Annotated in this window: 12 protein-coding genes; 2 read left to right on the top strand and 10 right to left on the bottom strand. The window is 44.9% G+C overall.

What is annotated here, in order from left to right; all coding sequences use genetic code 11:
- The 5 genes from H9Q76_RS09590 to H9Q76_RS09610 all read right to left on the bottom strand — a co-directional run bounded on the left by H9Q76_RS09590 (position 1) and on the right by H9Q76_RS09610 (position 4,217).
- Entirely contained in the window at positions 1-261 is a 261-nt protein-coding gene (locus H9Q76_RS09590) for a hypothetical protein (protein ID WP_177982445.1), read from the bottom strand.
- Positions 258-536, bottom strand: a complete 279-nt coding sequence (locus tag H9Q76_RS09595) for a recombinase zinc beta ribbon domain-containing protein (RefSeq protein ID WP_249321020.1) — start codon at positions 534-536, stop codon at positions 258-260. The genes H9Q76_RS09590 and H9Q76_RS09595 overlap by 4 nt, the downstream gene beginning before the upstream one ends.
- Before the next feature lie 633 nt (positions 537-1,169).
- Positions 1,170-2,276, bottom strand: a complete 1,107-nt coding sequence (locus tag H9Q76_RS09600) for an MFS transporter (RefSeq protein ID WP_177982450.1) — start codon at positions 2,274-2,276, stop codon at positions 1,170-1,172.
- A 277-nt stretch (positions 2,277-2,553) separates the two neighbouring features.
- Complete coding sequence (locus H9Q76_RS09605) at positions 2,554-2,940, bottom strand: C-GCAxxG-C-C family protein (RefSeq protein ID WP_177982451.1); 387 nt, start codon at positions 2,938-2,940, stop codon at positions 2,554-2,556.
- Positions 2,941-2,975: 35 nt separating this feature from the next.
- Complete coding sequence (locus tag H9Q76_RS09610; protein ID WP_249321021.1) at positions 2,976-4,217, bottom strand: class I SAM-dependent rRNA methyltransferase; 1,242 nt, start codon at positions 4,215-4,217, stop codon at positions 2,976-2,978.
- Between the two features lie 1,001 nt (positions 4,218-5,218).
- Between H9Q76_RS09610 and H9Q76_RS09615 the strand changes: the two genes are divergently transcribed.
- Both H9Q76_RS09615 and H9Q76_RS09620 read left to right on the top strand, forming a co-directional pair.
- Complete coding sequence (locus H9Q76_RS09615; RefSeq protein WP_021986277.1) at positions 5,219-5,917, top strand: ABC transporter ATP-binding protein; 699 nt, start codon at positions 5,219-5,221, stop codon at positions 5,915-5,917.
- A gap of 10 nt (positions 5,918-5,927) precedes the next feature.
- A complete protein-coding gene (locus tag H9Q76_RS09620; RefSeq protein ID WP_021986278.1) occupies positions 5,928-8,234 on the top strand; it encodes an ABC transporter permease in 2,307 nt (768 codons plus the stop codon).
- 78 nt (positions 8,235-8,312) lie between these two features.
- On the opposite strand, the gene atpC is transcribed toward H9Q76_RS09620, so the two are convergent.
- The 5 genes from atpC to H9Q76_RS09645 are packed head-to-tail and all read right to left on the bottom strand — an operon-like array spanning position 8,313 to position 13,629.
- Positions 8,313-8,726 carry an ATP synthase F1 subunit epsilon gene (atpC, locus tag H9Q76_RS09625; protein WP_021986279.1) on the bottom strand — a complete coding sequence of 138 codons (414 nt, stop codon included), beginning with the start codon at positions 8,724-8,726 and terminating at the stop codon, positions 8,313-8,315.
- 21 nt (positions 8,727-8,747) lie between these two features.
- Complete coding sequence (atpD, locus tag H9Q76_RS09630) at positions 8,748-10,139, bottom strand: F0F1 ATP synthase subunit beta (protein ID WP_021986280.1); 1,392 nt, start codon at positions 10,137-10,139, stop codon at positions 8,748-8,750.
- 8 nt (positions 10,140-10,147) lie between these two features.
- Positions 10,148-11,098, bottom strand: coding sequence for an ATP synthase F1 subunit gamma (atpG, locus tag H9Q76_RS09635; RefSeq protein ID WP_021986281.1), 951 nt, complete (start codon positions 11,096-11,098; stop codon positions 10,148-10,150).
- Positions 11,099-13,147 (bottom strand): F0F1 ATP synthase subunit alpha, encoded by a 2,049-nt coding sequence (gene atpA, locus H9Q76_RS09640; protein ID WP_021986282.1) that lies wholly within the window; start codon positions 13,145-13,147, stop codon positions 11,099-11,101. It lies immediately after the preceding gene.
- The gene (locus tag H9Q76_RS09645) at positions 13,144-13,629 is read right to left on the bottom strand and encodes an ATP synthase F0 subunit B (protein WP_117781361.1); all 486 of its coding nucleotides are present in this window, start codon (positions 13,627-13,629) and stop codon (positions 13,144-13,146) included. The genes atpA and H9Q76_RS09645 overlap by 4 nt, the downstream gene beginning before the upstream one ends.
- Between the last annotated feature and the right edge of the window lie 8 nt (positions 13,630-13,637).

Genomic DNA, 13,637 nt, shown 5'->3' on the forward strand with positions numbered 1-13,637 from the left:
CTAATAGTAGAAAGTAGTTACAACACCGACTTTTAAGAGATTATCAATATCTGCTTTCAGCTTCACATGTATTCTGTCCTCAAAAACGATTATCTTGTCAATAATCAACTCTAAGTCTTTCTTATCCAGACTCTTCTTATTCAGGATATCATTGAAAATATCAATGGCCGTCTTCGCCAGTCTGTTGATTCGAATAATATCATTTCGCTTATCCACATTCAGATTCATCTGATTTTGGAGTCCTTTGATTCTGTTAATCAATTCATCCTCAATCTCTGCGTAGGTCCCTTCAAACCTCTTTTATGGTAAGTCCCACAGGTATATGCCGGTGCAATGTCGCTTCTGCTCATAGAAAACATCGGCGAACCGCAATCCCCACAAAACAGAAAACCAGAGTATACATTATCATATTTCTTCACACCACGGTAATGCGTTGTGGTTCTCTTTTTAAGCTGCTCCTGCGTATATGCCCATGTTTTATAATCAATAATGGCTTCATGATGATTTTCAAACACAAAATGTTCTGATTCATCCACCTTCGTATCTGCTCCGTGAATCTTCTTGCGAGTATATTTATGCTGACGAAGGGTTCCAATTAGGTATAAAAAAGGCAAGCATAAAATGCTTGCCACCACTCACAAAATGTAAATGGCGAGGTCGGAATCTATCCGCCTCGCCTCAGCGCAGTCCGGAAACATACGCCTCAATCCTTATATATAATATACACTACCGCGCTAAAATATGCAAGTACAACACATTCGCATTCCCAATAGCACTTTTTACTCAAAAATACTATTCTTTCGTCAATTTATATTTATTATTTATTTGTCTTTTTTATCATATAAATATCTTAAAAATGAAGTTCAGTCAGGAATTTCGCATGTTCAGTCAAAAATCCCCCTTTTTTAGAATTTCTATTGTATACTACATCCAGATTTCAAAGGCACAAAAAATCACACATCCCACGAAATCAAAAAACGAAACTGACGCATATTCTCCCCTCTTCTCAAAGTTCAAATGCGGGTTCCCGCTCCACCTGTTCCCCAGGCTTCGCCGCGTGCAGTTTCGGAATTAACAACATCTATTTTGTTTCTTTCATCTATGTTACATTTCTGAATTTTCACAATACATTGCCGCCGGCTCCAAACGGGAACCGGTGGCAATTCTTTTTACCATACAGAAAACACAATTCCTGCAAGCGGTGACAGTGCGATCATAATCACGGAGAATGTAAAAGATTCCATTGATATCAGCGTTGCCCGCTGCTCAGACGGAAACATTTCCTGTAAGATAGCATCTGTGCGAACCTGAAGTGCATCATCACTGCATGCCGCTACAAATCCACCCAGCGTCATAAGCACCGCGATACCTGTATGTTCAATCAATACGCCACATAAAACGAGCACAGACGTTACCGCAAACACCCAGCGATACCGTAAGTTCTTACACCACAAGATCAGCTTGGCTCCAAGGATTCCTCCCATCTCCATGATGAAAAGAGAGCTTCCTAGTGCCGAATCCGGCATACCTGTCTGCGGCAGCTTTGCCTGCAAGAAAAACAGCAATACAATATCAACCGCGCCGACAAAGGAATTACATATCATCAGAAACACTGCCCGTTTCGCCTTTTTTAGAAAGCGCAGACTCTCCACAAAACATACCCTGAGTTCCTTCCATACCGACTGTAACACCTCCTGTTTTCGATCTGTACCTGTGTGATCCAAACGAATCTCTCGTAGCGACAACAACACTCCAATCTGAATGCAAGTCACCAGGACATCCGATGCATACGCAATCTTATATCCGACAAAAAGTGCAAAGCCCGCACACAATGTAGAAATACCATTGCAAAGCCGATACAGAATCAACTGATTGGCTGCGTAGCGCTCATATCGTGCCTCCTCACCAACCAGTTTCAGTGAATCATACGCAAGCGCATCCCCAGATCCCGAAGAAAAATTATAGCTGACTGCAAAACATGCGATTGCTGCACACACCATCGTCAGATTCTTTGAGCAAATCATGCAGATGCTTCCAATCACTCGCATAATACTGCTCACAACAAGCATCTGCTTTCGTCCAAATACATCCGCAAAAACACCAGATGGTATCTCAAACGTCAAACTGAAAATATGAAACACCGTCTCTGCAATTCCGATTTCGACCAGACTGTATCCTCTCGCAGCAAGAATTGCGACCCACGCGCCCGTCAATGACAGATTGCCTAAAATGGACGCCATGTACAACTTCGATATTTGTTTTTTAATTTTAAACATAAAAAATCTCCTTAACTTATATTTGATCGTTAAGGAGATAATGTACCTTGATTTACATAGAATGGTTCTGATAATCAGACTTTATTCCTGAAAAAAGGCGCACTATCCCCGTAAGGAGCGAAAATGTAACCTTTTTTCAATTGCAATGTCGTCATCTTCCAGAACATTGATTGCTTCCTTTTTATCGTATTGGTTTTATTCTATGTTACATAACAAAATCCGTCAAGGAATTTTTACACCATTTCGTCTATGTATGAACCATTTCATCTATGTATTTTTATACCATTTCATCTATGAGCGTGATTGCCTCTTGAATCATCTTATCACAGTGTTCTTTCTTGTTGCCACCCCTCGCCGCATTTGCACGAAGCAGATCCACACAGTTCACCATGCCATCATGATTCTCCGCAATCTTCCTGCGGAATTCATTTACCTTCGCCGGATTCTCAACACCCTTGGCACCAAGCACCATCAAACCACCTGTGATTGCGCCACAGACACCGCCGCATTTCATACCACCACCGAAATTACAGCCAAGTCCTGCCGCCATTTCTTCTGAAATCCCCATATCCTCTGCGTAACAACGCATAATCGTCTGGGAACAGTTGCTTACCATTGGAGTTTCGTTTCGAAGCTCCATTGCTTTTTCTATATGTTTATTCATCGCAAACCTCCATATTTAACACACTTGCATGTCTTCTATCTCTCAGCAACAACCTGAAAAATGTAAAATTTCAAATAATAACTCTCATCTGCCGCCCACAAGATCGGATGATCCGGTGCCTGCTGCCGGAATTCCACCTGACGAAGACGCTTGTGCACGCTGTTTGCAGCCTGACCGATTACCTTCGTGAACAATTCCTGTGTCATGAAATGGGAGCAGGAGCAGGTTGCAAAATACCCGCCGTTTTTCACGAGCTGCAAGCCTTTTCGGTTGATCTCACGGTAGCCTTTGATTGCATTCTTGGTTGCTTCGCGTGACTTGGTAAACGCCGGTGGATCTAAGATTACGACATCAAACTGCTCACCTGCTTCAGCAAGCTTTGGAAGCTCGTCCAATACATTTGCCTCTTTAAAATGTACAGTCTTCTCCAAATGATTGAGCTTCGCATTTTCTCTCGCCTGCTCCACAGCAAACTCTGAAATATCAAGTCCTAACACATCACTCGCTCCGGCATAACCGCAATTTAATGCAAAGGTTCCCATATGTGTAAAGCAGTCAAGCACACGCAACGGTGTCTCCTGCTCTCCTCTGGTCAGACCTTTAATCAGTCTCTGCATCGCAAGCCGGTTGTATTTCTGGTCAAGGAAGAATCCTGTCTTCTGTCCATTTGCCACATCGACCTTATAATGCACGCCGTTCTCCACGATCTCGACAACCGGATCAAACTCCGCACCGATGCATCCTTTATATGGAGCAAGTCCTTCCTTCTTACGCACCTTCGCGTCACTGCGCTCATATACGCCACGGATTTTGACACCATCCTGCGCCATAATCTCTTTCAGCAAATCCACGATCTGTTCCTTATATAAATCAATACCAAGTGCGAGGGATTCCACAACCAACACATCCGAGAACCGATCAACCACAAGCCCCGGCAGGAAATCCGCTTCCCCGAAAATCACACGACAACAGGTAAGATCATCGCCCTGCATCACAGCTTTTCTGTATTCCCATGCATTCTTCACCCGCATACGGAGAAATGCTTCGTTGATATCCTGCTCTGCATCTCGGGTCAGCATCCGAACGGTAATTTTTGATTTCCGGTTGATGAATCCGCGTCCCATCGGATATCCATCAAAATCACGTACGATGACAATATCGCCATCTTCCACACTTCCCATCACGCTCTCTATCTCATTGTCGAAGATCCAGAGTCCACCTGCCTTGATGGTACGACCTTCTCCTTTTCGTAAATTCACGACTGCTTTCGGTTCCACTTGTATTTCCTCCTGATTTTATTCCAAGAATTATCGATTATCGTTTTCATGTATTTCATATGTACCTTGGTTGTTTTCTTGTTTGTTTCTATTTCTTTCCTATGGTATCACAGAGTGATTTGTTTCTCAATCCATACTTTCTTTTTCTCTATCTGTTTCTCCATTGGAGCTTTTTTGCTTCCCTGACTCTTCCCATTGGAGCAATTTCCCGATTCCGGACTTTTTTACCCAACTAGCTTGCTTCCCTCACTCTTCCCATTGGAGTATTTTCCCGTTTCCTGACTTTTTTACCCAACTAGCTTGCTTCCCTCACTCTTCCCATTGGAGCAATTTCCCGTTTCCGGACTTTTTTACCCAACCTGCTTGCTTTTCTACCTCTTCCCATTGGAGTATTTTCCCGTTTCTAAACTTTTTTATCCAACTAGCTTGCTTCCCTCACTCTTCCCATTGGAGTATTTTCCCAATTCTAAACTTTTTTACCCAACCAGCCACCCACAAATGAGAAAATTTCCCAACAGCTCAAAAATCCTGCATAAATGGTTTGTTTTGACTAACTTTTTGCGTTATAATAACCACGGCAATTAACCAAATACATAAAACATCCATCAAATCAAGCGAAAATATGCTTGACAAACCTGTATTACACGTTTATTTTATATATGAACATATATTCATATGTTTTCACGTATGAGAATAGAAAAAGGTTAATGCATTTGGGAGTTTTATATTCACTGCCTATCACGTAATCGCAAAACACGAGCATTATGGTAGGTAAGAGTTGTAGATTATCACATGTTCTTAAGCAGACCATTGTAGCACATCAGCACTTAACGAACAGAGTAACAATTCGCAGAATTGGTGCTTTGTGAGTTTAGTGTCTGCTATGTGCGGAAGTGAGCGCGAGCGAGTCTGCGTAGAAATGTGATAATCTGCAACTCGCTACCATCACCTGCATTCGTGTTTTGCTTCACGATTCGCAGTCACATAAAAGGAGGAAAATCATGTTCTTACAAATCAACAATCTTGAAAAGTTCTATGGTGAAAAAGACAACCGTGTACAAGTCTTAAAAGGACTTTCTACCGGTATTGAGAAAGGCGAGATCTGCGTCCTGCTCGGGCCATCCGGTTCCGGTAAGTCTACCCTGTTGAACATCATCGGTGGCATCGAAAGCTATGATAAGGGAGAGATCATCATCAACGGTGCTGCCATGTCTGCCATGAACGAAAAGCAGACGACTCTCTACCGACGTGAACACTTAGGTTACGTATTCCAGTTCTATAACCTGATTCCGAACCTGACCGTCAAGGAGAATATCGAGGTCGGCGCTTACCTCGGAAGCAACCCGCTTGATGTCGATGACCTGCTTCATACACTTGGACTTTGGGAGCATAAGGATAAGATTCCAAGCCAGCTTTCCGGCGGTCAGCAGCAGCGTACATCCATCGGTCGTGCCATCGTCAAGAATCCGGATCTGCTGCTCTGCGATGAGCCAACCGGCGCCCTTGATTACAATACCTCCAAGGATATTCTGAAATTGATTGAAGACGTCAACCGGAAATACGGAAATACCATCATCATCGTTACGCACAACGATGCCATCAAACTCATGGCTGACCGTGTGATCAAGCTCCGCGACGGTATGATCCGGAAAGAATATACAAACGAAACAAAGACACCGGCGATGGAATTAGATTGGTAGGTGAATGCATATGGCTGATAAAACAATCAAAAATCCACTGCGTAAACGCATCCTTCGGGATATCAGAAAAGAAAAAGGAAAATACATATCCATCTTTTTGTTTCTGACATTTATGATTTCAATCGTCAGTGGTATGCTGGTTACTTCCCTGAGCATGATGCACACCTACGACGATGGTATCGAGACATATAAATTGGAGGATGGACATTTCTCTACAAACAGTGAAATCTCTGTCGCTGACCTGCAGAAAATCGCTGACCAGACAGATTCAGGCACAGCAAAAGCAACCATCTACAAACAGTACTTCTATAATTTTGATTACACCTTTGAAGGTAACAGCAATTATTCCATCCGTCTCTACGAAAACCGTGAGGCGTTGAATACATATTCAGTCTTTGAAGGGCACGCACCGGAGAAGGACGGAGAACTTGCCATCGACCGCCTCTTTGCAGAAAACAACAATCTCAAAATCGGTGACACCCTCACCTTTGACGGAAAGGATTTAACAATCTGCGGAACAGTTGCTGTCCCGGATTATAGCTGTCTGTTCGAGAATAACTCTGATTCGATGTTCAGCGCAACGACATTTACCACGGGGTTTGTCACTGCTGATTATTTCAAGGAATTCTCCGAAAGCAAGCTTACCTACAGCTTTGCTTATCATTTCTCGGACAGAAGTCTTGATGACCGAGCTTCTTATGACGCAAGCACAAACCTGATGAATACATTGTCCAAACAGCTCGCTCCACAGGGAAATTATCTGACTGATTTTTTGATGCGTCAGAACAATAAAGCGATCTCATTTACAAGGGAAGATATGGATGGCGATACAAACAGCACGATCATGATGCTCTATATCATGATCGCACTACTTGCATTCATCTTCGCACTTATGACTTTCAGCACGATTGAAGCGGAAGCCGGTGCCATCGGAACCCTGCGTGCATCCGGATATACAAAAGGCGAAATCATCCGGCATTACATGGCTGCACCCACGTATGTATTCCTTGCAGCCGCAGTGATCGGAAATATCGGCGGTTACACTTGTTTTCGTAAATTCATGGAGGACATGTATTACCATTCCTACTCTCTGCCTGTATTCAAGGTTGTCTGGAATGCAAACGCCTTTCTACTTACGACCGTGATTCCGATTGCAATCCTGTTAGTGATCAACTACCTTGCGCTTCGATCAATGCTTGGATTGTCACCGCTTAACTTCCTGCGGCATGATCTGTCAAAACGTAAGAAAAAGCATGTGACAAAGCTTCCGAACTTCAAGTTTTTGACAAGATTCCGGATTCGTACAATCCTGCAGAACCGCTCCAACTATATCACGATGGCGATTGGTATCCTGATGGCAAATATCCTGTTTATCTTCTCTGCCAGCATGCTTCCAATCTTAAATGACCAGACAGACAATGTGCTTGACCACCTGATTGCAAACTATCAATATACACTCAAAGCACCGGTAGAGCTAGACGATTCATCTGCTGAAAAATACTGTCTGACTGCGCTTGCGGATGATGACGGAAAAGAAGTGCTTGTATATGGAATCGCAGATAATTCAAAGTATCTGACACAGGTTTCTATGCCTACGGAAAAAGGGGATATAATCATCTCAAAATCGTTCATGAAACTGAACAATTATAAAGTGGGCGATACGATTAAAATAGTAGAAAAATATGGCGATAAAGAATATTCTTTCCGGATTGCCGGCAGCTTCAATTACCCGGCGGCCTTCTCCGTATTTATGAGCATTGATAATTACAATGACACATTCGGGAAGGATGCGGATTATTTCACAGGCTATTTCTCTGACAAAGCGCTGGATGATTTAGATGACAGTTTCATCTACAGTACGATGGGACCTTCGGACTATTCAAAGTTAAGTGATCAGATGAATGATTCGATGGGACGTATGATGCCTCTGATGAAATATCTTTCCCTTATTATCTTCGTCATCGTTATCTACCTGCTCTCTAAGATTGTGTTGGAGAAAAATGCGGAATCGATTTCCCTGACGAAGATTCTCGGTTACAACAACAGAGAAATCGGAAAAATCTACATTATTTCAACCGCGATAGCTGTCCTTGTCAGTGTAGCAATCAGTCTGCCGCTTTCAACAGTCATCCTGAAGACAATGATTGTCTATCTCTTCCGGACTTTTGATATCTGGCTGGAAAATGTTCATATCGGAACATCTATCTATGTTCAGGTTGTGATCTGGGATATTGTATGTTACGGATTATTAAGTTTCCTGCAATATAAGAAGATCCGGAAGATTCCTATGGAAGAGGCACTGAAAAACCGGGAGTAATGCTACTTCACGAAAAATATACAGATAAAAACACCCAACTGTTTCTGTGAACAGTTGGGTGTTTTTTCATCCTTTTATTTACTTCACTTCGTACCGGTCATGTCCCTGCAGTCTCGCCATTGCTCTCGCAAGCGAAGCACGGGATACGTGGTATTCCATGATACTCTGTTTCTGCTGCATCTGCTCGATGGCACGTTCCTTCGCAGCCTGTGCACGGAACTCGTCGATTTCCTCCGGTTTTTCTGCTGAATAGACAAGTACAACAACCTCATTATTCTTTACCTTCAGAAGTCCGTCGGAACAGATTGCCACATGCTCTTCTCCATCCGGTGTCCGGAAATGCAGCTCACCGACTTCAATATTCGTCGTCATCTTCTCGTGATGTGCCAGAATTGCCATCTGTCCATCATAGCCGGGGAATTTCAATATCTCACATGGTCCATCATAAAACACCCGGTCACAGGCTATGATCTTGAGTGAAAATGTATTCATACGCCGTCCCCTTTCTATCCTTTACAGGGTTTCTGCTTTCTTCTTTACATCCTCAATCGTACCGACATTGAAGAAGGCTGCCTCCGGATACGCATCCATCTCACCATCTAAGATTGCCTTGAAGCCACGGATTGTCTCCTTGACTGGTACAAATACACCTTTGACGTTCGTAAAATTCTCAGCCACATGGAATGGCTGTGACAGGAAACGCTGTACCTTTCTCGCACGGTAAACAGTCTGCTTATCCTCGTCGGAAAGCTCCTCCATACCAAGAATTGCGATGATATCCTGCAGTTCCTTATACTTCTGCAAAGTCTCCTGCACCTCACGTGCAACACGGTAATGTTCTTCTCCGACGACATCTGCCTCCAGAATACGGGAGGTTGATTCCAGTGGATCAACAGCCGGATAGATACCCTGCTCCACGATCTTACGTGACAATACAGTCGTTGCATCCAAATGAGAGAATGTTGTAGCAGGTGCCGGGTCTGTCAGGTCATCGGCTGGTACGTATACCGCCTGTACCGATGTTACAGAACCATCCTTTGTGGAAGCGATACGCTCCTGCAGTTCACCCAGATCATTTGCCAGAGTTGGCTGGTATCCAACGGCAGAAGGCATACGTCCAAGCAATGCGGACACCTCTGAACCTGCCTGTACAAAACGGAAGATGTTATCAATAAATAACAACACATCCTGCTTTTTTACATCACGGAAATATTCCGCCATCGTAAGTCCCGTCTCTGCCACACGCATACGGGCACCCGGTGACTCATTCATCTGTCCAAATACCAGCGCTGTCTTATCAAGAACGCCGGATTCCTTCATCTCATTCCACAGGTCGTTACCTTCACGGGAACGCTCTCCAACTCCGGTGAAGATGGAATAACCACCACTCTCCGTTGCGATATTGTGAATCAGCTCCTGAATCAGGACGGTCTTACCAACACCGGCACCACCGAACAGACCAATCTTACCACCCTTTGCATATGGGGCAAGCAGATCAATAACCTTGATACCGGTTTCCAGCATCTCAACAACCGGGCTCTGGTCTTCGAATGTTGGCGGCTCACGGTGGATACACCAATGCTCACCATTCTCCAGACTTTCCTTTCCATCCAATGTCTCACCAAGTACATTGAACAGCCGTCCTAATGTCTGCTCTCCGACCGGAACCTGAATACCGGATCCGGTTGCTGTCACTTCCATATCTCTGCACAAGCCTTCGCTCGCAGCAAGCATAATACAGCGCACAACATTGTCACCGATATGCTGGGATACTTCCATGACGCATTTCTTTCCATTGTTCATCACATACAGGGCATCCTTAATCCGCGGAAGGTTCCCATCTGCAAACTCGACATCGACAACCGGTCCGGATACCTGTACGATCTTACCTTTATTTTCCATCATGCGATCGTTCACCTCGCTTGTTTCTTCTTTTTCTTCTTGAGTGCCTTGGCTCCACCGATCACCTCGGTGATTTCCTGTGTGATTGCTGCCTGGCGCACACGGTTAAACTCGATTGAAAGTTCATGCAGCATTGCCTGTGCATTGTCCGTTGCCGCCTGCATGGCCATCATTCTGGCGTTTTCCTCACTTGCCGAGCCCTCAACAAGAACACCATACATAAAACCTGTTACATAGTTATACACCAATTTCTCCAAAACCTTCTTCGGAGATGGATAGATCAAAAACCAGTCATCGGATTGCTCCGCAGCCTCACGGTCACTGTTTCCTAATCCCTTCTGGGAATCTTCAAGCAATTCCTTCTTGATAAACTCATGCGTCTTGAGTGGCAGAATCTCCTGCACTTCAACCTCTTCCTTCATGCTGTTTACCATCTTCGTATAGACAACATATACCTCGTCAAATTCTTCCTCTTTATATAACTCCACGATGCGCTCTGTAATCATACGCGCACGATGGATAGAAGGGTTGTTCGCCGAATAGCAGAATCCCTCTTCGAGCGTATACCCCTGCGAAGAAAAGAAATGTCGTCCCAGCTCACCGACTACAAACAAGCGGTAGGAATCCGACTCATCGACCATCTTCTGTGCCTCTTTTAACACATTGTGGTTGTATGCACCTGCCATACCCTTATCACCTGTTATGACGATAAATGCACGTCGTTTTGACGTCTCATGCAGATCCTTGCCTCGGTTATCGAAGAACAGATGCTGCATATCCGGGAAATGTAACAGAATATCTGCAATCTGCTCCTGCAATCCATAGAAGTATGGTTCTGTACTCTCCAGCTTCTGTCTTGCTTTCCGAAGCTTCATGGAAGACATCATATACATCGCCTTCGTGATTTTCATCGTGTCCTGGATACTTTTGATACGTGTGGAAATTTCTCTTGCATTCGCCATTTAATTCCCTCCGTTTTCGTCTTCCAGACTCCTCTGCTTATATTCATTCGCCGCCTGTATAATGGCATCCTTCACATCGTCTGCCAGATCCTTCGACGAATCCAGACGTCCGATAATATCTGCATGATTCTTTGCAAAATCATCCAGCAGCCCAAGACGGAATGCCTTGATCTTCTCAACCGGAAGATCACTGAATACATGTGCATTGGCAGCAACCAATGTGATAACCTGCTCTGCCATTGTAAAAGGACGGCCAAGCGGCTGCTTCAAAAGCTCCATCAACGCACGTCCATGTGCCAGCTGTTTCTTCGTGTTCTCATCCAAATCGGAAGAAAACTGTGTGAACACTTCCATCTCACGATACTGTGCCAGATCGATACGGATACTTCCAGCTGCCTTCTTCATCGCCTTTGTCTGCGCCGCACCACCGACACGGGATACGGAAAGTCCGACATTGACGGCTGGACGCTGACCTGCGAAGAACAGCTCACTTTCCAGATAGATCTGTCCATCTGTGATAGAAATAACGTTTGTCGGGATGTATGCAGACACATCGCCTGCCTGTGTCTCAATGATTGGAAGTGCGGTAATACTTCCGCCGCCGGCCTCAGCTGTCACACGGGAAGAACGCTCCAGCAATCTTGAATGCAGATAGAATACATCACCCGGATATGCCTCACGTCCCGGTGAACGCTCCAGCAAAAGTGAGATTGCACGGTAGGCAACCGCATGCTTGGACAGATCATCATAGACGATCAGAACATCCTTGCCCTGATACATAAAATACTCTGCAAGTGCTGTACCTGCATATGGTGCAATATACTGCAACGGTGCCGGATCGGATGCCGTTGCTGCAACGACGATCGTATAATCCAGCGCATCATTTTTCTTCAGTGTATTCACTAGCTTCGCAATTGTCGATGCCTTCTGTCCGATTGCCACATAGACACAGACAACATCCTTGCCCTTCTGGTTTAAGATCGTATCCATCGCGATCGATGTCTTACCGGTCTGTCTATCACCGATGATCAGCTCACGCTGTCCACGACCGATTGGGAACATCGAATCGATTGACAGGATACCGGTCTCCATAGGAACCGATACGGATTTACGGTCTACAATACTTGGTGCAGGGTTCTCGATCGGACGGTAACCATCCTGTGCGATGTCGCCCTGTCCGTCAATCGGCGCACCAAGTGCATCTACGATTCTTCCAAGGAATGCATCTCCGACCGGGATACCGGCCATCTTACCTGTACGAACGACACGGCTGCCTTCCTTGATCTCTGTATCACGCCCAAACAGAATAACACCGATTTCATCCCGTCTTACGTCCTGTACCATACCCTTGACGCCACAATCAAAGAGAACGATTTCTCCGTAAAATGCATGGTCGATACCATCGACATTCGCGATACCATCACCAACCCAGTTTACAACACCGATTTCCTTATCCTTTGCTGCCAGCTCAAAATCTGCGATATCGGCACGCAGGATGGAAATGATGCTCTCCTCACTGACCGTTGCCAGCTTCTTGCCGGAAAGCGACTGGTTGATATGCTTCTGCAGCTGGTCGATACGTCCCTGCTCGCTCCAGTCGTACTCTTTGTTTCCAACACGGATGATGAATCCACTCTTGATGGATGCATCCTCCTTACCGACGATCTTGATATCCGGATTGTTGCATTCCTTCGCAAGGAACAACCGGATCCGCTCCATCTGCTCCGTTGTCGGTGGTGTCACATATGTGAGTTCTGCCTGTGCCTCCACCTTCTCCGGTGTCTTCGTCAGCTCCATGTATGCCTGCTCGATCTCATCTAACAATCCGAAATCGCCATTGTCACACAACACCTTTAAGAAGTTCCGGATCTCCTTCGGGAACACCCGGTCAATCACCAGATGTTTCTTCTCTAACGACACAGTTGGATCTTCAAACTCCACACCAATCTGTGGAACTGCTTCTAAAATATCCTTTACGCTCTGCAGATTTGACTTCGCGTTTTCAACGAGCTTCAAATCCGCTGCATAGTCCTTCGCTGCTCGAATCACGTTTCATCACCTGCTTTATCTAAAAATTTGTCGTACAGCGCATTATCCACGTCTGCACCTTTTTTCTCTCCAACAATCTTAACTGTTGCATCGACAACCATATCGGCAATATCTTTTTCTGCTTTCTTCAGAATCTGTGCCTTCTGGTTCTCTGCATCTGTGATTGCATCTTCCTTTACCTGTTTTGCGGTCTTTTCAGCATCTGATACAATCCGCTTATATTCTGCATCTGCGGTCTGTCTTGCCTCCTGAAGCACCTGCTTCTTGGCTTCCTCCGCATTTGCAAGACTTGCTTCATACTGCTTTCTTGCTTCCTCTGCTGCCTGCTTGCTCTCGCCCGCTTCCTTGAACTGTCTGTCCGCTTCCTCCTGACGCGCTGCAATGATCTTCTGTACAGGCTTAAACAGGAAAATCCGCATCAACACGAACAAAAGCAGCAGATTGATTATGGTAAGTAATAAATTCCAATCTACCCGGAGCATGTTACCAC

The organism is Wujia chipingensis, from assembly GCF_014337155.1.
GTDB classification, from domain to species: domain Bacteria; phylum Bacillota; class Clostridia; order Lachnospirales; family Lachnospiraceae; genus Coprococcus_C; species Coprococcus_C hominis.

Bases quoted from the DNA above. Each gene is read 5' to 3' on its own strand.
- H9Q76_RS09605 (WP_177982451.1), bottom strand. From the start codon at position 2,940: ATGAATAAACATATAGAAAAAGCAATGGAGCTTCGAAACGAAACTCCA.
- H9Q76_RS09645 (WP_117781361.1), bottom strand. From the start codon at position 13,629: ATGCTCCGGGTAGATTGGAATTTATTACTTACCATAATCAATCTGCTG.
- H9Q76_RS09600 (WP_177982450.1), bottom strand. From the start codon at position 2,276: ATGTTTAAAATTAAAAAACAAATATCGAAGTTGTACATGGCGTCCATT.
- atpD (WP_021986280.1), bottom strand. From the start codon at position 10,139: ATGATGGAAAATAAAGGTAAGATCGTACAGGTATCCGGACCGGTTGTC.
- atpG (WP_021986281.1), bottom strand. From the start codon at position 11,098: ATGGCGAATGCAAGAGAAATTTCCACACGTATCAAAAGTATCCAGGAC.
- atpC (WP_021986279.1), bottom strand. From the start codon at position 8,726: ATGAATACATTTTCACTCAAGATCATAGCCTGTGACCGGGTGTTTTAT.
- H9Q76_RS09615 (WP_021986277.1), top strand. From the start codon at position 5,219: ATGTTCTTACAAATCAACAATCTTGAAAAGTTCTATGGTGAAAAAGAC.
- H9Q76_RS09620 (WP_021986278.1), top strand. From the start codon at position 5,928: ATGGCTGATAAAACAATCAAAAATCCACTGCGTAAACGCATCCTTCGG.